Source organism: Vibrio sp. V38_P2S17PM301, assembly GCF_009904845.1.
GTDB classification, from domain to species: domain Bacteria; phylum Pseudomonadota; class Gammaproteobacteria; order Enterobacterales; family Vibrionaceae; genus Vibrio; species Vibrio proteolyticus.
Window position 1 is genome coordinate 207,767 of sequence record NZ_WXWO01000001.1, and the last position, 19,342, is coordinate 227,108.

Genomic DNA, 19,342 nt, shown 5'->3' on the forward strand with positions numbered 1-19,342 from the left:
GTTACTCACCTCGCCCGGTTTTTGCGGTTGCTAGAGTCACCACCCAAGGGCGGTGGCTTTCTTTACTGATGATTTCATTTCTCAAACGCACCATGGTGACCGCGCCGAAAAAGAACGCGAAGCCAAAAATATTCAGCAGCAGTGGCCACAGCATGTGACTGGAAATCGACGGTTTTTCAAACTTAGTAATGGTGGCGCCCTGATGCAGGGTATTCCACCACTCGACAGAGAAGTGAATGATCGGCAGATTAACCACACCGACAATCGCCAGAATGCCAGCTGCTTTCGCGGCAGTCTTCTGGTCATCAAATGCATGCGACAGGGCAATAACACCCAGATATAGGAATAACAGAATCAATTCAGACGTCAGACGCGCATCCCACACCCACCAGGTGCCCCACATCGGCTTACCCCAGATAGCCCCCGTTAGCAGCGCAATAAAGGTAAATACCGCACCAATTGGCGCCATGGCTGATACCGCCATATCAGACAGCTTCACTTGCCACACCAGACCGATGAAGGCTGCAATGGCCATCGACATGTAGACCCCCATCGACCAAATCGCCGCGGGAACATGGATATAGATGATCCGGAAACTGTCACCCTGTTGATAGTCTGCGGGTGCATAAGCCAGCCCCAGAACCGTACCGATGCTTAAACACACCAGTGCTAATGCGGCAAACCAGGGTAACAATTTACCGCACAGCTGATACGCAGATTCGGGCTTGGCGTAGGGATGAAGCCATTTCCACATTGCTTGTTCTCACTCTTACTTCGTATTGTTGAACGCGTCCCCAGTGCTTGGTGACAAACTTCACACTAATGTAACGCGGGCACATTTTATAATTGCTTTTATTGTCTTTAACTTTGATCCAGTCGACCTAATTTACACTTACCCGGAGAGCAGCGCTGATCGCAAACGGCGTCAAGGTGGTCGTCCCTGCCAGCATCGCCCCCAAAATCGCTAACTGCCCGTTATACGCCATGTTAAGGGACGCGGCATCAATCGCAGAAGTGGCAAAGATTAAAACTGGAATATAAAGCGGTAAAACCAACAGGCTCAGTAGCACACCGCCTTTTTGCAGGCCCACCGTCAGCGCAACGCCAATGGCGCCGATGAAACTCAGAGTCGGCGTACCGACCAGCAGGGTCAATACCACAGCCAGCCAGGTATTAAAATCGAGTGACAATAAGATCGCCAACAGCGGACTGATCAGGATTAGGGGCAAGCCCGTCAAAAGCCAGTGCGCCATGACCTTGGAGATCACCACGATCGGTAGCGGGACCGGCATCAGCATCATTTGCTCCAGTGATCCGTCCTGAAAATCATCACGGAACAAACGTTCCAACGAAAGCAGCGCGGACAACAAGGCAGCCACCCATACGATGCCCGCTGCAATGCGGGCGAGCAAGCTTGGCTCTGGGCCGATGCTAAGCGGAAAGAGGGTAATAACAATAATGAAAAACCACAGCGGGTTAAAAATGTCGGCCTGACGACGGAATGCGATAAGAAGTTCACGGCGGACAATGGTGGTCATGGTAGCGATCATGCTCAGTCTCCCAACTTAATTTTGCGCAGTTTGGGATTGTCAGCAAACATGTCCTGATGCGTGGTCAGAATAACAATGCCTCCCTTTTCCGCTTGTTGTAGAAACAAAGCTTCCAGCACTTTGACTCCTTGTTTATCTATGGCCGTCAAAGGTTCGTCCAGAATCCATAACTTATGCTCACTTAGCCACAAACGCGCCAGAGCAACGCGGCGTTGCTGGCCCGCGGACAACTGCGCCACAGGTACGTCTTCTCGCCCCGCCAAACCAACTTTCGCCAGAGCAAAGTAAATGTCATCTCGAGTAAGCAGATTAGTGGCATGCAGTGACTGATAAAAACGCAGGTTTTCGTACGCGGTCAGCTCACGCTTGACCCCGGTCTGATGACCGAGAAAGAGTAAATCCTGATGATACTCATCACGACTGTTTTCTATGGTTTGTTGATTCCAACACACTTGTCCATCATCACGATCGCCCAGACCCGCGATGATACGCAGTAAGGTGGTTTTCCCTGTGCCATTACGCCCTTCAATCTGAACCAGTTCGCCCGATTGTATGGTAAAAGAGAGGGATTCGAAGAGAATTCTTTCATCACGGATGGCCGTGAGTTGTTTTACTTCCAGCATGCGTTAATTAAGTGCGAAATCAGAGCGCTAAGTTTAACACAGCCAACTTAAGACTAAACAGAATAAGACCATTACGAGTCACGAAACTACGTAAGAATCTGTTAATAATTAGTCACTTTTTTATCCATGTAACTCTTTTTGGTTACATTCTGATATTTCCTTACCTCGGTAGTACAAGTGCGCGGAAAGAAAAAGGAAGCCCTTGGGCTTCCTTCTGATTCATTCTATTTGCGTACCGGGCGCCGGCGCGTTAATTGAGCGTCTTGCTCCCCGCCTAACGGGGGCACTCGCTCCTTACCGGCGAGCTTTTTCTGCAACGACAACATCAATTCAGCTTCGGCTTTGGGCAACTCACACTCTTCAATCAGCTCGTTCACATCGGCACCAAGCTGAACCATTTTACTGGCGCGCGAATAGAGCCGCGCGTCATTGTCGGCATTCTCCAGTTCGCTGATGCGCTCGTTGAGATGCTGAATGATGTCTTGTTGCTCACTGACTCGTTGGCCTAGGCCGACCACGACGGAACGCACTTCAAGCAACTGCTTATTGGCTTTCTGAACTTCTTTGTCCAGTGCTCGCTGTTGTTGTCTGTGTTGATCCGCTGCTCGCACCATGCCGCGTTTCATGCTCAACATGGCTCCCCCCAAGATCAGGAGCAGCACCGCCAGCACGATCACGACGAGGGGCAGGTTAGTCGACAGAACATTCATTACAGATGAGCCATCTCATCCCATTCGTCGTCTGTCAGAAGCTTATTCAGATCCACCAGGATCAGCAGTTTGCCGTCACGATTGCTAACGCCTTGAATAAACTTGGCGCTCTCATCCGTGCCCACACTTGGGGTCGTGTCGATTTCAGACGATTTCAGGTAAACCACTTCGGCCACACTGTCCACCAGAATACCAATGACCTGACGCTCTGATTCGATCACAATAATACGGGTGTTATCGGTGATTTCACCTTCCATCAATCCAAAGCGAGAACGTGTGTCGATAACTGTCACAACGTTACCACGCAGATTGATAATACCCAGAACGTAGTTTGGCGCGCCCGGTACTGGTGCAATTTCTGTATAACGCAAGACTTCACGAACCTGCATCACGTTGATGCCGTAAGTCTCTTCCTCTAACTGGAATGTTACCCACTGAAGTACTTCGTCGTTAGACTGATCTTTTCTTACTTCAATTTCATTTGCTTGAGACATACCTTATCCTCTCTGCGTCGTGACCGACAAAAAACTCTTTATTTTTCCAGCGCTTTTACATCCAAACCCGCGTTGAGCATTGAGGTTAACGCAGCAACGTGGATCAAAGCGCACATTTTTTCTTTGACCATACCAGCCAGCCAGGGGCGTTTGCCTGCCTGCTCTCGCCAGCGTACTTTATCTGTATTCAGCAGCTCAGTGCCCAGGAGTTGGTTGCCTGCCAGGCCCCACATGCTCTCTCCCAGCATCACAACGTACTGATAACCGTTCTTGTAGTCATCGCCTTTCAGTTTATCGGCCATCACCCATTTGGCGGTATCGACTACGTCTATCTGATGCTCACGGCTGGTTTGCAACCCAAGGTACCATTCCGGCCGTCCTATTAAATGGTTTAGGTCACTCAGCCGATGGATACCACCCAATTCATCCAGAGGCACAGCGAACGTCACACCGTTGACCTCAAAATAAAGAACCTGAAAATCCTGATCCCGCTGAGTGCTTTCCCAGTCAATCACCGCTCCGGCCCCACCGGTTTGCGTTTCTAGCACCACCTCGGGTTCAGTACTCAAGTGCATTTCTGTGACTGGCTCAGCGTCAACACGTTCTACGAGTTCTGGTTCTGGTTCTGGTTCTGCAACCGGTATGACCGTCTCGTCAGAAATGTCCCATTCCTGGATTTCTTCTTCTGCCACTGCCACCGCGACACGCTCTTCCGCGATCTGGCGAGTGTTCTGTTCCAGTACCTCTTCCAGATGCAACTCTTCCACTGGATTGGCATTTTCGAGCTGTCTGAGCAGCCGCTCAACATCCTCAAGATTCGGCAATTCCAGTTCTTCTGGCTGAGGTCGATAACTTGCAGCGGCCACCGCCTGCTGGACCATCAATTCTGGCTCTGGCTCTGGCTCTGACTCTGGCTCTGGCTCTGGCTCTGACTCTGGCTCTGGCTCTGGCTCTGGCTCTGGCTCTGGCTCTGGCTCTGGCTCTGGCTCTGCAAGAGTAGCCTCGACCGTACCAGGTTCGTCAAGCAGCTCCGTTTCCTCATCCAGCAGAGAGGTGAAATAGTCTTCTAACGCCTGCTCACTGGAGAGCTGATTCAGATTACTCATCCAGTGCTAACCTCTCAAGATACAACAACAACTGTTTGTAGGCGAATACACCTCGGCTACCCGATGCAAAATGAGACACCGGCAGGTTCTTCAGGCTCGCATCTCGAAACTTAGTGTCAATCGGCACGGCTGACGTCCAAACCTGATTCGGGTAGTCCTGCTTAAGCTGCGTCAGCGTCTGCAATGAGGCTCGGGTACGCTTGTCGTACATCGTCGGTACAATCGTTACCCGGAACCCTTTGCTGCGTGACTTCTGCATAATGCTCAACGTGCGCACCATGCGTTCCAGACCCTTCATTGCCAGAAATTCGGTCTGAACCGGGATCAGTATTCGATCGCTGGCCGCCAATGCGTTGACCATCATCACACCAAGGATCGGTGGACAGTCGATCAACACATAATCGTAATGTTTACGCAATGCCAACAGAGCACGCTTCAAGATTAACCCCATCCCACTGCGATTGCCCATCACCCGATCCAGCGTCGCAAGAGACATGTGCGCCGGAATAAGATCGATGTTGTCGATTTTGGTTTGCAAAATCATCGGCGCCACAGTGTCGGCCGTAAATTCTTTCAGTTGGAACAGGTCAAACAGGCTGGCTGGCACACTGTCGGAGTCAAGCCCCAGATAGGTGGTCAGCGAAGCGTGCGGATCAGTGTCCACCAGGAGAACGCGTTTCCCCTGCTGACTCAGCAGTCCGGCTAACGTGATGGTCGTGGTGGTTTTCCCCACCCCACCTTTCTGGTTAGCGACACTCCATACAATCATGCCAGTACCTCTACGCTAGTCCGACTTCAACCAGCATCCGTTCCGCAATGCGTTCCAGAGGCAGATCTTCACTCGAGATACCTGCTTTGGCGACCGCCTGAGGCATGCCGTAAACCACACAGCTCTCTTCGTCCTGAGCCCAAATGGTCGCGCCGGCCTGCTTGAGCATACGTGCTCCTTCACGGCCATCAGCGCCCATGCCGGTCAACACCATCGACAGGACTTTATCACCGTAGATTTTGGCAGCGGAGCCGAAGGTAACATCGACACAAGGCTTGTAATTCATGCGCTCACCGCCATCCAGAATACGCAAACGCGATGCGCCCGGACGACCGTCAACCATCATCTGTTTACCGCCCGGTGCCAGATAAGCAACGCCCGGTTTGAGCACGTCGCCGTCTTGCGCTTCGCGGACTTCAATTTTACACAACGAGTTCAAACGGCTGGCAAATGCGGCCGTAAACGTCGCCGGCATATGCTGGATCAATACGATCGGATGCGGATAACTGGCTGGCAACTTGGTCAGAATTTTCTGCAAGGCCACTGGCCCTCCCGTTGAGGTACCGATTGCCGTCAGCTGATATTTCTTACCGGAGGCTTTAAAACGTGCGGCGGCCGGCGCTGCTGGTCGTGCCCCACGTGTTAATGGCGCGCTGCCCGGTCTGGCGGCGGTGGTTGCAGCCGTTGGACGAGGGGCTACCGGACGACGCATCATAGTACGGCGCGAAGAAATCTGGATGACGCGTTGCTGCAACAGGCTAACGGCTTCGTCACGATTGCGCGCAATGTCTTCAAACTTCTTCGGCAGAAAATCGAGTGCACCGGCATCAAGTGCATCCAGCGTCGCTTTCGCCCCTTCATGAGTCAGGGACGAGAACATTAGAATAGGAACCGGCTGTTTCGCCATGATCTCACGTACAGCAGAAATGCCGTCCATTACCGGCATTTCGATGTCCATCGTGATCACGTCCGGCTTAAGCTGTATCGCTTTATCAACGGCCTCTCGGCCGTTGGTTGCCACATCAATCACCTCAAGACGAGGTTCAGAATTAATAATTTCGCTTACTCGGCGGCGGAAGAAACTTGAGTCATCTACCACTAATACTCGAATCGCCATACTTTTCCTTCTTCATCCGGTGCGCTAGATGCGAGATGCCGACGCATACTGCTTCAGCAGATCAGGCACATCCAAAATCAATGCGATATGGCCATCACTGGTGATCGTCGCCCCCGCCATACCCGGCGTGCCCTGCAACAGATTATCCAGTGGTTTAATGACCACTTCTTCCTGGCCAATCAGAGTATCCACCACAAAGCCGACACGCTGGTTACCGATTTGCACAATCACGACGTGACCATGTCCTTTGCGCTGTTCAATATGGCCTGCCTGAGGCGCCAGCCAGTTCTGCAAATAAAACAGCGGAATCGACTTATCACGGACAATAATGGTCAACTGACCGTCCACGACGTTGGTCTTGCTCAGATCAAGGTGGAAAATTTCACTGACGCTGGCCAGTGGCAGAGCAAACGGATGCCCGCCAATCCCTACCATCAACGTTGGCAGGATCGCCAGCGTTAACGGCACCTTAATCGTAATTTTGGTGCCTTTGCCCATCTCTGAGTCGATGTCAATTGAACCGTTGAGTGTATTGATGGCCGTTTTCACCACGTCCATACCAACACCGCGTCCTGAAATATCAGAAATTTTATCTTTACTGGAGAAACCCGGCATAAAGATAAGGTTAAAGCACTCTTTGTCAGTCAGGCGAGAAGCCGCGTCTTCGTCCATCATGCCGCGTTTCACCGCAATGGCGCGCAGCTTGTCCGGGTCCATACCACCACCATCATCGACGATCGCCAGTTCAATGTGATCACCTTCCTGAGATGCCGACAGAATCACTTTACCCGTGCGCGGTTTGCCTGCAGCCACGCGTACATCCGGCATTTCAATACCGTGGTCCACTGAGTTGCGCACTAAGTGGATCAATGGATCCGCCAACGCCTCAACCAGGTTTTTATCCAGATCGGTTTCTTCGCCGCGCATTTCCAGCGCAATGTCTTTATTTAGGCTGCGTGCCAGATCGCGTACCACCCGAGGGAAGCGACCAAATACTTTCTTGATTGGCTGCATACGGGTTTTCATCACCGCACCTTGCAGGTCCGCCGTGACAACATCGAGATTGGAGACCGCTTTGGACATCTCTTCGTCGTTACTATTAAGACCCAGACTCAGCAGGCGGTTACGCACCAATACCAGCTCACCAACCATGTTCATGATGGTGTCCAGTGTTGAGGTATCAACCCGCACTGTCGCTTCAGCCTGAGGCTTTTTAATCTGAACCGCCTGAGCACTTTCTTTGGTTGCTGGTGGTTTAGGCTGTTCTTTGGCTGCAACCGACGGCGCTGCTTTCACTGGCTGCGCACTGACCGGGCTGGCCGGTTTCGGGTTGGCTGCCGCGGGTTTCGTAGCGGCTTCCAGTTCTTCAAGAGAAGGACCTTTCCCAGCGCCGTGCAACTCATCCAGCAGTTTCTCAAACTCTTCGTCTGTCATCAGATCGTCGTCTGATGAAGGCGCCTTCGGAGTTTCAGGTGCTTTAGATACTGGCACGCTGTCTGCCGACTTATCCGCTGACGCCGCAGAAGGTCCTTTCCCGGAGCCATGCAGTTCATCCAGTAAACGTTCAAATTCATCGTCGGTGATGTCACCGCTATCGTCAGAGACGTTTGCTGGCGATGCTGTGCTGGCCACCGGCTCACTTTGTTGACCCGGCGCGCCGCCTTTGCCATGCAGTTCATCCAGCAGTTTTTCGAATTCATCCTGAGTGATGTCATCAACCGAACCCACGGTGCTTTGCGGCGCTTGCGCCTCTGGCTCAGTGCGGTCTTCCACAACCGGAATGTCCGGCTCTGGCTCAGCGATGACAACCTCAGGCTCGTCTTCGGATTCCGGCTTACATAAACGGTGGAGCTCATCAAGAAGGGAAGGATCTGCCGGCGTCAAAGGTTCACGGTCCTGAACCGCACGGAACTGTTCATTGACTGTATCCAGCGCACGAAGCATGGTATCCATCAAAGCCGGAGTGACGGTACGCTGACCGTTTCTCAGTATATCGAACACGTTTTCAGCGCCGTGACAAGTATCGACCAGTTCTGCCAAAGACAAGAAGCCAGCCCCACCTTTCACGGTGTGGAAACCACGGAATATCGCATTCAACAGATCTTTGTCTTCAGGGTTGTTTTCCAGTTCCACAAGTTGCTCAGACAGCAGCTCCAGAATCTCCCCTGCTTCGACTAGAAAGTCCTGCAGAATGTCTTCATCTAATTCATAGCTCATACGTTACCCCTAAAACCCTAGGCTCGACAGTAAGTCGTCGACTTCATCCTGGGAAGACACTGCATCAGCGCGCTCATGAGGATTCATAATCGGCCCCTCGGGATCGGTCGATGCTTTTTTCTCTTGTTCTGATGAGTCAGCCTGACTTGCACCGAATACAGTCAGGATTTCAACCAGTCGATCTTCGACTTCGTTTACTAATGCAATCACCCGTCGAATGATCTGGCCGGTTAAATCCTGAAAATCCTGTGCCATTAAAATGTCGGTCAGTTGTCCACGAAGCTCGGTACTGTCACCCTCAACCTGAGCCAGCAGGCCGTCAATCCGGTGGCACAGAGCTTTGAATTCAGACAGTTCGATACGCCCGCGCATCAGCTCGTTCCACTGGGGGCGAACTTGCAGCAGGCCCTCGTGAAGGTTATCAGCAATTGGCATGCAGCGATCAACCGCATCCATTGTGCGGTTGGCTGCCACTTCAGTTTTCTCGATAACGTACTGCAAACGATCCCGGGCATCCGGAATTTCGTCGTTCGCAATTTCACTCATACGTTCGTCCAGATTGAACTGTTTAAGTGAGTCATGCAGGTCTCTGGTCAGAGACCCGATTTCCTGAAGCATTGGGTTGTCACACCCCTCGTAAATCTGCTTTACGAGTAAGTTCGCTTCGTTCTGCTGCTCATGTTCAAGCAACTCAACCAGCTGCTTTGCCTGTTCTAATGAAATCATCCTGAATAAGCCTTTTTGTCGGCAAAAAAAATGTAAGTTAAAAAGTTGACTTACAAACGCTCAAAGATTTTTTCTAATTTTTCTTTTAATGTTGCGGCGGTGAAAGGCTTAACAATATAACCATTTACCCCAGCTTGAGCGGCTTCGATAATCTGCTCGCGTTTGGCTTCCGCGGTGATCATCAATACAGGAAGGTGTTTCAGTTCATCATCCGCACGGATGTGTTTAAGCAAATCAATGCCTTGCATACCAGGCATATTCCAGTCGGTTACGACAAAATCGAATTCGCCTTTTTTCAGCATCGGCAATGCCGTCAGACCATCGTCCGCTTCCTGAGTGTTATTGAACCCCAGGTCACGAAGCAGGTTTTTAACGATTCGGCGCATTGTTGAAAAGTCATCAACAATTAGGATTTTCATATTTTTATTCAAAATTGCCTCCACTGAGTGAAATATCAGTGATTGTTATTCATGTTCTGTCCACGCGCTTAATTTGGTGCGCAAACGTTGCATAGATTGACTAAGAATTTGACTCACACGTGATTCGCTCACGCCAATCACTTCACCAATTTCTTTTAAATTTAACTCTTCATCATAATACAACGAAAGTACCAGAGCTTCTCGTTCAGGCAGCGATTTTATTGAATCTATCAACGCTTTGCGGAAAGATTCATCAGCAACACCTTTAAATGGAGAGTCGTCTTCTTCATCGGCGGGTACGATGGCATCATCGGAAATTCCCAAGTCGTCGATGCCGACCAGCCGTGAACAATTGATGTCAGTCAGTGCGCTATGATATTGATCGAGAGACAGGCCCATAAACTTGGCCACTTCTGAGTCACTCGGGTCTCGGTTCAGCTCGCCCTCCAGTACAGCGATCGCCTGAGAAATCTCTCGGCTGTGCTTGTGAACCGAACGAGGTACCCAGTCTCCGCGCCGAATATCATCCAGCATCGCCCCACGTATACGGATACCCGCGTAGGTTTCGAAACTTGCACCTTTACTGCCATCATAATTTTTCTGGGCTTCCAGCAGGCCGATCATTCCGGCCTGAATCAGGTCTTCAACCTGAACACTGGGTGGCAATCTGCCTAATAGGTGGTGAGCAATTCGCTTTACCAATACTGAGTACTTTTCCAGAAACGCCTTCTGGCTATTCTGATTGGCATATTGGTCATAAGTCAGCGCTTTATTCACCAAACGGTTCCCCTACATAATCATCACGCTTGAGCAGGCGCTCGACGAAAAACTCCAAGTGGCCACTCGGGGTTTTCGGTATAGGCCAAGTCAATGCTTTGTTCGCGAGTGAGCCCATCGCCAGTGATGCCGGAGAACGCGGGAACGCGTCCACGACTATTTTCTGTCTTTTCACTGCCTGACGAACTTTATCATCCAATGGAATACATGCTACGAGTTCGAGGCTCACATTCAAGAATCGCTCTGTGACTAGGGTCAACTTTGCGAACAATTCTCGCCCTTCGCGATAGCTTCTGACCATATTCGCGACGATTTTAAACCGTTGGACCTGATGTTCCTTACTCAACAGTTTGATTAATGCATAGGCATCCGTGATGGATGTCGGTTCATCACACACCACCACAATCACATCCTGAGCTGCCCGGGAAAAGCTGACCACCATGTCCGAAATACCGGCCGCAGTGTCTATCAGCAAGACATCCATTTCGTCTTCCAGGCTACCAAATGCGCGGATTAATCCGGCATGTTGTGCATGGGACAACTCGGTCATAGATTGAGTACCAGACGTTGCTGGAATGATGCGGATGCCATGCGGTCCTTCCACAATGGCGTCTTTCAGCTCGCATTCACCGGCCAGCACGTGACCGAGGTTGAGCTTGGGACGAATACCCAGCATTACATCAACATTTGCCAAACCAAGGTCAGCGTCCAATACCATGACTTTCTTTCCCTGACGTGCCATACAAATCGCCAGGCCCAGAGTTACATTTGATTTACCAACACCACCCTTGCCTCCGGTTACCGAAATAACCTTGGTCAAAGAGGGTTTAGTTAAGCGACGCAGGCCGCTTGCTTGGTCTTGTATCATATCTTCTGTCATATCGTTCGCCGCCTAGAACCCATCTGTACTGCTGTTCCAGAAATGGGGTTCATTTTCTGTCGACTTTTCCAGTAATTCGTTTGCCTTTGCTACCATGTACTTGGGTTGCGCAATCACAATATCTTCCGGTACTCGTTGTCCATTGGCGATGTACGCCACGGGCAAGGCATTTTGAACTACGACACTCACAAATTCGCCCAGGCTCAGGGATTCATCGAGCTTGGTCATAATACAACCAGAGAGCGGAATTCGTCTGAAATGCTCTATGGTTTCCTGTAATACTCTGCGTTGTGCGGTTGCCGGTAGCACCAGGTAGCTGTTAATGACTTCTCCACTTTCCTGCATCAGCGTATCTAACTGTTCAGAAAGGCGTACATCACGCTGCCCCATGCCCGCCGTATCTACTAAAATCAGGCGGCGATTCCTTAACTGGTATATTACATCGGCCAGTTCGTCAGAATCTTTAGCAACTCTTACCGGACAACCCATAATTCTGCCATAAATTGACAGTTGCTCATGTGCACCGATTCGATAGGTATCGGTGGTCACTAACGCGACATTGTCCGCACCGTATTCCATAGCCGCACGCGCCGCCAGCTTGGCAACCGATGTGGTCTTTCCGACACCGGTCGGTCCAAGCAGTGCCACGACACCACCACGTTTGAGAATATCTTGTTTGGTAACCGGGATTTGATCAGCCACCAACGCCAACAGAGCTTTCCAGGCTTTGTTCGGCGGCGTATCTTCGGGAATGTAGCACGCCAGCTGATCGGCCAGCTCTGCCGACACTCCCATTCGTTCTAACCGCTTAATCAACATTGCCCGTAACGGTTCACGACGTTCCACCTCCTGCCACATTAATCCAGACACCTGATGTTCTAATAGGCGACGGATTGAAGACATTTCTTCACGCATATCTTCTAATTCGGCTTTATCGGCTTCACGTTCTTTGGCCGTTTGACGGTCATAACGGGTTGGATCCAAGCGAGGCTGCTGTTGCTGCATGCGAGGATCATCGGCAATCAAACGGGCCAGCGGCGAGTCTTCTTTCAACATGCCGGACAGGGATCCGTCGTTGCGTTTTTCCTGCTGACGGCGTAACAACGCCGTGAGGGAATCTTCGCCTCTCTCCGCCGGGGGTTGGTCTTCCTGCTCATGGTGGCTGTACTGCTTGAGCATGTTCGCAAAACGCTGGGTCATCGAGCGGCCCTTGTCTGCGCTCGACTGTAAACTGACACGGTCGTCTTCCAACTGACGAGAGCTGGCCGCCGGTGCTGCCGGCGGCTGCGCATACTGAGCTTGGCGCGGACGGGAACTGTAATCGTTCGACATCTGACGTCCGGCCGAGTGATCCCCATCGACAGCTGCAACGATTTCCACGCCACCCGCGACTTTTTTGTTGGACATAATCACCGCGTCAGCACCCAGCTCTTCCTTCACCTGAAGAAGCGCTGCTCGCATGTCCTTGGCAAAAAATCGTTTTATTTTCAAAGCAGATTTCCGTGTTTACCTAGTTGTGTACAGGCACGTAGCCGTATCAGTTGCCCACCGCCTGTACGATTCGAATTTGTTTCTCATCAGGAATTTCCTGATAGGAGAGCACCCGGAGTGACGGAATGGTGTTTTTAACAAACTTGGCCAACGTTGAGCGTAACACGCCGGACGTTAGCAACACCGCAGGCTCCCCTTTCAGTTCCTGTTCTTGCGTGGCCTGACTTAGGGATGACTGAAGTCGCTCAGCCAGCCCCGGCTCAATACCCGCCGATTCACCACCAGAAGCCTGCATGGTCTGATGCAAAATTTGTTCCAGCTCAGGAATGAGCGTAATGACCGGCAGTTCAGGCTCTATACCATTGATTTCCTGAACAATTAGTCGTTTTAGTGCGATGCGCACTGCCGCGGTCAGAATGTCAGGTTCTTGACTCTTCGCGGAGTACTCCGCCAGGGTTTGAATGATGGTCCGGATATCACGGATAGGAATCGCTTCATTGAGCAGGTTTTGCAGTACTTTCACGACGGCGCCCAGAGACAACTGATCCGGCACAAAGTTCTCCACCAGCTTCGGTGCACTGCGGCCCAGCATCTCAAGTAGATTTTGTACCTCTTCATGGCCAATCAGTTGTGCTGCATTATTGGTCAGCAGCTGGCTGAGGTGTGTCGCTAACACCGTCGAAGAATCTACCACGGTGTATCCCAGCGCCTGGGCATGTTCACGCTGATCTTCACGAATCCATACCGCTTCAAGGCCAAAGGCCGGGTCAATCGTTTTTTCGCCTTCGATCATGCCGTACACCTGACCAGGGTTGATGGCCAGTTCTTGATCCGGGCGGATCTCCGCTTCCCCAACCGCAACGCCCATCAAGGTAATACGGTAACTATTAGGCGTCAGCTCGAGGTTATCGCGAATGTGTACCGCCGGGATCAAGAAGCCAAAATCCTGCGACAGTTTTTTGCGCACCCCTTTCACCCGCTCCAGCAGCTCCCCACCCTGATCTCGGTCCACCAGTGGGATCAATCGATAGCCGACTTCCAGACCAATAATGTCGACAGGTTGGACGTCATCCCAAGAAAGTTCTTTCTGGGCAGGCGCGTCGGTATCACTAACAGCGGGTGTGGCCGGAGCTTCGGCGGCCCTTTTCTGTTTGCGTTGAATCAGATACGCAGCGCCGCCAGCGATGACAGCCAAAAGCAAAAAGGCAAAATGCGGCATGCCCGGGACAATCCCCATCACGCCGAGGATGGCGGCGGTGATCATCAGCGCTTTCGGGTTATCGAACATCTGGAACACTACTTGTTGTCCCATGTCCTCTTCCGCATTCTGACGCGTCACCATGATCGCAGCGCCGATAGACAGCAACAGCGATGGGATCTGCGCCACCAGACCATCACCAATGGTCAGCAGGGTGTAGATTTCAATCGCTTCACGGAAACTCAGATCGTACTGCGCCATCCCGATGGACAGGCCACCGATGATGTTGATGAACAGGATCAGGATACCAGCGATGGCATCCCCTTTAACGAACTTAGACGCACCGTCCATCGAACCGTAGAAATCCGCCTCTTTGGTGACTTCACTGCGTCGCAGGCGTGCTTGCTCCTGATCAATCAGTCCGGCGTTCAAATCGGCGTCGATCGCCATTTGCTTACCAGGCAAGGCATCCAGGGTAAAACGTGCACTGACTTCAGAGATCCGGCCAGCACCCTTGGTTACGACCATAAAGTTGATGATCATCAGAATCAAGAACACCACCAGACCCACGGCATAGTTCCCGCCAATCACCACATTACCAAACGCTTCAATGACGTTACCGGCCGCTCCGGCTCCTTCATGACCGTTCAGCAATACCACCCGGGTTGAGGCAACGTTCAACGCCAGACGCAATAAGGTGGCAATCAGCAAGACTGTCGGAAATGCGGCAAAATCCAGCGGACGCTTGGTGTAGACCGTGACCAGCAGGACGACCATCGACAACGCGATGTTGAACGTAAAAAACAGGTCAAGCAGAAACGCCGGTATCGGCAATACCACCATGGCCAGAGTGGCCAGCACCATCACGGGCGCGCCAATGGCTGGCATGGCGCGTTGAGGAATCGGCGGAATTTTGTCCGCAAAAGGCAGGCTGAACTTCATAGATTCGGGTGTCTTAATTTTTGCATTTTGATTAAGCAGTTAGCTGCCTGATGCAAAATTCAGTCCAGCATTTATGTCAAATTACTGTCAATATCGCACGTTCAGTCGCGTTGCGTTTTTGACTGACAACAGAGCGTGAACGGGTTGTCGATCGGCCGGTTCACGGCAACCGCCGCTCGCTATACACACCGGCCGTCCCCATTAGGGATGGATATGCCACAACAGCTCGCTTTTGCGTGACTGTGGATCAAACTCTATGCACACCAACCCTGAGGTCGGGAACATTGGCGGCGCCATATCGGTAATGAATTCTGACGTCAGATAGCCGACCAACGGCAAATGAGAAACCAGCAACACCGATTGCGGCTGCTCCACTTCGATCAGGGCGCACAAGTAGTCAAAGACCAGATCCGACTGACCATATGGCGTGATGTCTTCACTGGTGCTAATGGCAGACGTTTTAAACATCGGCTGAATTTGCTGCCAGGTTTGCTGAGCGCGCAAATATGGACTGATCAGTACCTTATCAAACTCGGTGATGCCCTGCTCATTGCAGGCTCTGGCTACCGCGACCGATTCGCTTATGCCGCGCGTGGTCAACGCTCTTTCTGCGTCACTGGCGGCAAAATGTTCTGCTTCGCCGTGGCGCATAATGAAGATTTTCACTCTCAATTCCTACTACTATCAACAGGCAGTCAGCACTGTGCGTTATTTGTTATCATTCACGACTTAACTGGCCGCTTATAAAAATAATTATATCAAGTGCCTTGCCAAAGACTTCGACTTTCTTAACAATCTTTTAAACAGAGCACAGACAAAGCATAAATAATCCAAAAGTGCTCCACTTTCTCTGACCAAGTGTTTGCAGCACACTTATTCAGGGTCATACTTACTTAAATGCTTCAACTCTGGAGAGCACCTGTGCATCTTAGCCCCAACGATAACAATCAATATCGCTACCTAACTCTGGCGAATGGCCTAAGAGTGCTTGTGATCCAAGACGTACACGCACAAAAGTCTGCCGCTGCACTGGCCGTAAATGTTGGCCATTTTGATGATCCCTCAGATCGGCAAGGTCTGGCTCATTATCTGGAGCATATGCTGTTTCTGGGCACGGAAAAATACCCCAAAGTAGGCGAATTTCAAAGCTATATCAGCCAGCACGGTGGTAGCAATAACGCCTGGACCGGTACTGAACATACGTGCTTTTTTTTCGATATAACACCCAATGGTTTCGAAAAAGGGCTGGATCGCTTTGCTCAGTTTTTCAGCGCGCCGCTGTTTAACGAAGAAGCCCTCGACAAAGAGCGTCAGGCGGTTGACTCTGAATACAAATTAAAGTTGAACGATGACTCTCGTCGTCTTTATCAAGTGCAAAAGGCCACCGTCAATCCGGACCATCCGTTCAGCAAATTCTCGGTGGGCAACCTCGAAACTCTGGATGACCGCAATGGGAAATCGATTCGCCAGGAAGTCGTCAGCTTCCACGCCCGTCAATATTCGGCTGACCTGATGACCCTCACGCTGGTAGGCCCGCAGTCTCTTGATGAACTACAACACTGGGCAGAAGAGAAGTTCTGCGCCATCGCTAACAACCAGCTAAAGAGCAAACAGATTGAGCAGCCCTACCTAAAAAATAAGCAAAACCGCTTGTGGATTAACGTTGAGCCACTTAAAGACCTGCGTAAGTTGGTGCTCACCTTCACTTTCCCGGGCATGGATAAGTATTATCAGACCAAGCCCTTGTCCTACTTCGCACATTTACTCGGCTATGAAGGCGAAGGCAGCCTGATGCTGGCGCTGAAAAACGAAGGCTGGATCAATGCGCTGTCCGCTGGTGGCGGAGCCAGTGGCAGCAATTACCGGGAATTCAATATCAGTTGCGCGCTGACCCCATCAGGGCTACAGCATACTGACGAGATCATCGAAGCTGTGTTTGCTTACATTGCACTGATCAAAGAACAGGGCTTTGACGAATGGCGTTATCGGGAGAAACAAGCCGTGCTGGAATCGGCTTTTCGTTTTCAGGAGCCCACTCGCCCTCTGGATCTGGCCAGCCACCTTGTGATCAACATGCAACACTACGCCGCTGACGACACCATCTACGGCGATTACATGATGGCCGGTTATCAGCCGGAAGTTCTGCGCGAACTGGCGAGCTACTTCTCGCCAGAAAACTTACGCGTCACCCTGGTAAGCAAGGGCTTAGCATGCGATCAACATGCAGAGTGGTATTTTACGCCGTATTCCGTCCGCTCCCTTACTGCAGTACAGTTACAGCGCTATCACGCCGCTCAGACTCAACTCGACTTGGCGCTGCCCCCGAAAAACCCGTTTATTTGCTACGATCTCGACCCCAAATCACTCGATGGCGAACAGTCGGTACCAAGCATCATTGAAGAGCAGGATGGCTTTCGTCTCTGGCATCTTCAGGATGCGACCTTCCGGGTACCCAAAGGCGTCGTGTATGTGGCCATCGACAGCCCTACCGCCGTGGCCACTGCGCGCAACATTGTAATGACACGCTTGTGTGTGGAAATGTTCCTCGACTCGTTAGCGAAAGAGACGTATCAGGCAGAAATCGCGGGGATGGGCTATAACATGTACGCCCACCAAGGTGGCGTGACGCTGACCATTTCCGGCTTCAGCGAAAAGCAGCCCCAGCTACTGCAAATGATTTTAGAGCGCTTTGCCAAGCGTGAATTCAGCCACCAGCGTTACCAGTCGATAAAACAACAGTTGCTGCGCAACTGGCGCAACTCCGCCCAAGATCGTCCCATATCCCAGCTTTTTAATGCCATGACTGGTATCCTCCAGCCTAATAATCCACCGTACGCGGTGCTGGTGGATGAGCTGGAAACCATCGAAGTGGACGAGTTACCAGCGTTCGTCGATTCCATTCTCGCAAATCTGCATGTCGAGATGTTCGTTTACGGTGACTGGCGCCAGCAGGAAGCTCTGGCGCTGGGAGAAACCCTCAAAGACGCTTTACGAGTCAAAAACCAGCGTTATCAGGAAGCTCTGCGCCCTCTGGTGATGCTGGGCGATACCGGAACATATCAAAAAGAAGTGCTGTGCGATCAGGAAGATTCCGCCATCGTACTCTACTATCAGTGTGACACCACCGATCCGCATAGCATCGCGCTCTATTCGCTGGCCAATCATCTGATGTCGGCCACCTTCTTCCATGAAATCCGGACCAAACAGCAGCTCGGCTACATGGTCGGCACCGGCAATATGCCACTCAACCGTCATCCGGGGATCGTGCTGTACGTTCAGTCGCCCAATGCCGCTCCGGCTGAGTTGTTAAAAGCCATGGATGAATTTCTCAATGCATTTTATATGGTGTTGCTGGAGTTGAATGACTACCAATGGCACAGCAGTAAACGCGGATTATGGAATCAAATCGCCACACCGGACACCACTTTACGTGGCCGGGCTCAGCGGCTATGGGTAGCGATCGGCAATAAAGATCGCGGCTTTGATCAGCGTGAAAAAGTATTGGATGAGTTAAAAGAACTGAGTCGCAGCGACATGATCCGTTTTGTGGTCAACGAGCTGAAACCACGCACAGCGAATCGTCTGATCATGCATACCCAAGGCAATGCACACAGTGAATCTGCCCCTCTGGTTGTGGGGCAGGAAATCGGCTCAATCGAAGAATTTCAGCTCAGACCGAAAGACGTCGAACTGGGTTAAACCTCTTGCTCTGAGGCCACTATCGCTTTCAGTGAGTGCGGGTGGAGTTTGATACACACGCCGTTCCACTTAAACGCGACGGTCGGGTTGTTGAGACGTTCGCCGTCGCTTTTTGGGCTGGACAACTTAACTTTGATGCCATGCTCACTCAAGTGCGGCCATTGTGCCGCCAATTGGGGAAACTGGCTTTGGATATCGGCCAGGTATTGTTCCGCAGTGTGCGCATCGGACGGAATCACAAACTCGACATGCTCCCAGCTTTGTTGAGGGTAGATTTTCCCCGGGGCCGGATATGGCAATTCCAGACATTCAAATGACCAGTTTTTCGCCTGCAGTGGCGCAGTAAATTCAATCACGATGATCGGACGGCCATTAATCTTAGCCTGAGAGATAACTTTCCCCTCTTTTTTCCACTCCTGATGCGCCAGTTTAGCAAGTTCAGTGTGGTTGATACGCAGAGCAATATGGTCTGCCTGAAATGGGCTCAAATCTATATGCAAAATATCGCTTAGATGCTGAATTTTATGCATAAAAATTTCAAGGCTCGCCTTCATTTGTTCAGGCATCAACTCTGCTTCCAACAGTAAATCTGACATTTTCTACCGTCCAAAATATTGATTTTTC

General features: G+C 51.3%; 18 protein-coding genes. 1 reads left to right on the top strand and 17 read right to left on the bottom strand.

All coding sequences use genetic code 11. From position 1 onward, the window contains the following. Position 1: 1 nt before the first annotated feature. From CAG64_RS00935 to sixA, 16 genes are all read right to left on the bottom strand, one after another. Positions 2 to 754, bottom strand: coding sequence for a heme ABC transporter permease (locus CAG64_RS00935; protein WP_161457671.1), 753 nt, complete (start codon positions 752 to 754; stop codon positions 2 to 4). A gap of 127 nt (positions 755 to 881) precedes the next feature. After that, positions 882 to 1,550, bottom strand: coding sequence for a heme exporter protein CcmB (ccmB, locus tag CAG64_RS00940; protein ID WP_161457670.1), 669 nt, complete (start codon positions 1,548 to 1,550; stop codon positions 882 to 884). Between the two features lie 2 nt (positions 1,551 to 1,552). After that, on the bottom strand, positions 1,553 to 2,173 hold the full coding sequence (ccmA, locus tag CAG64_RS00945; RefSeq protein WP_161454404.1) for a cytochrome c biogenesis heme-transporting ATPase CcmA: 621 nt from the start codon (positions 2,171 to 2,173) through the stop codon (positions 1,553 to 1,555). A 224-nt stretch (positions 2,174 to 2,397) separates the two neighbouring features. Further along, complete coding sequence (locus CAG64_RS00950) at positions 2,398 to 2,883, bottom strand: DUF2802 domain-containing protein (protein WP_021703892.1); 486 nt, start codon at positions 2,881 to 2,883, stop codon at positions 2,398 to 2,400. Continuing rightward, entirely contained in the window at positions 2,883 to 3,377 is a 495-nt protein-coding gene (locus CAG64_RS00955) for a chemotaxis protein CheW (protein WP_021703891.1), read from the bottom strand. Before CAG64_RS00955 ends, CAG64_RS00950 begins: the two co-directional genes overlap by 1 nt. A 38-nt stretch (positions 3,378 to 3,415) precedes the next feature. Beyond that, on the bottom strand, positions 3,416 to 4,483 hold the full coding sequence (locus CAG64_RS00960) for a chemotaxis protein CheW (RefSeq protein WP_161489084.1): 1,068 nt from the start codon (positions 4,481 to 4,483) through the stop codon (positions 3,416 to 3,418). Continuing rightward, positions 4,476 to 5,252 carry a ParA family protein gene (locus CAG64_RS00965; protein WP_021703889.1) on the bottom strand — a complete coding sequence of 259 codons (777 nt, stop codon included), beginning with the start codon at positions 5,250 to 5,252 and terminating at the stop codon, positions 4,476 to 4,478. Before CAG64_RS00965 ends, CAG64_RS00960 begins: the two co-directional genes overlap by 8 nt. Before the next feature lie 10 nt (positions 5,253 to 5,262). Further along, complete coding sequence (locus CAG64_RS00970; protein WP_021703888.1) at positions 5,263 to 6,369, bottom strand: protein-glutamate methylesterase/protein-glutamine glutaminase; 1,107 nt, start codon at positions 6,367 to 6,369, stop codon at positions 5,263 to 5,265. 24 nt (positions 6,370 to 6,393) lie between these two features. Next, positions 6,394 to 8,586: a chemotaxis protein CheA gene (locus CAG64_RS00975; protein ID WP_161457668.1), complete on the bottom strand. Its 2,193-nt coding sequence runs from the start codon at positions 8,584 to 8,586 to the stop codon at positions 6,394 to 6,396. Between the two features lie 9 nt (positions 8,587 to 8,595). Further along, positions 8,596 to 9,312 carry a protein phosphatase CheZ gene (locus CAG64_RS00980; protein WP_021703886.1) on the bottom strand — a complete coding sequence of 239 codons (717 nt, stop codon included), beginning with the start codon at positions 9,310 to 9,312 and terminating at the stop codon, positions 8,596 to 8,598. Between the two features lie 50 nt (positions 9,313 to 9,362). Beyond that, complete coding sequence (cheY, locus tag CAG64_RS00985) at positions 9,363 to 9,731, bottom strand: chemotaxis response regulator CheY (RefSeq protein ID WP_040902228.1); 369 nt, start codon at positions 9,729 to 9,731, stop codon at positions 9,363 to 9,365. A gap of 45 nt (positions 9,732 to 9,776) precedes the next feature. Then, positions 9,777 to 10,508 (bottom strand): RNA polymerase sigma factor FliA, encoded by a 732-nt coding sequence (locus CAG64_RS00990; RefSeq protein WP_040902227.1) that lies wholly within the window; start codon positions 10,506 to 10,508, stop codon positions 9,777 to 9,779. After that, positions 10,501 to 11,388, bottom strand: a complete 888-nt coding sequence (locus tag CAG64_RS00995; protein ID WP_021703883.1) for a MinD/ParA family protein — start codon at positions 11,386 to 11,388, stop codon at positions 10,501 to 10,503. The genes CAG64_RS00990 and CAG64_RS00995 overlap by 8 nt, the downstream gene beginning before the upstream one ends. Before the next feature lie 12 nt (positions 11,389 to 11,400). Then, positions 11,401 to 12,879: a flagellar biosynthesis protein FlhF gene (flhF, locus tag CAG64_RS01000; protein WP_161454133.1), complete on the bottom strand. Its 1,479-nt coding sequence runs from the start codon at positions 12,877 to 12,879 to the stop codon at positions 11,401 to 11,403. A 46-nt stretch (positions 12,880 to 12,925) separates the two neighbouring features. After that, positions 12,926 to 15,019, bottom strand: coding sequence for a flagellar biosynthesis protein FlhA (flhA, locus tag CAG64_RS01005; RefSeq protein ID WP_161454134.1), 2,094 nt, complete (start codon positions 15,017 to 15,019; stop codon positions 12,926 to 12,928). 201 nt (positions 15,020 to 15,220) lie between these two features. Beyond that, a complete protein-coding gene (sixA, locus tag CAG64_RS01010; protein WP_021703880.1) occupies positions 15,221 to 15,685 on the bottom strand; it encodes a phosphohistidine phosphatase SixA in 465 nt (154 codons plus the stop codon). Positions 15,686 to 15,940: 255 nt separating this feature from the next. On the opposite strand from sixA, the gene CAG64_RS01015 reads away from it, so the two are divergent. After that, positions 15,941 to 18,718: an insulinase family protein gene (locus CAG64_RS01015; RefSeq protein ID WP_161488466.1), complete on the top strand. Its 2,778-nt coding sequence runs from the start codon at positions 15,941 to 15,943 to the stop codon at positions 18,716 to 18,718. Here CAG64_RS01015 and CAG64_RS01020 read toward each other — a convergent pair. Beyond that, entirely contained in the window at positions 18,715 to 19,314 is a 600-nt protein-coding gene (locus CAG64_RS01020) for a VOC family protein (protein ID WP_161488465.1), read from the bottom strand. The two genes, CAG64_RS01015 and CAG64_RS01020, sit on opposite strands and share 4 nt — an antisense overlap. Positions 19,315 to 19,342: the final 28 nt, after the last annotated feature.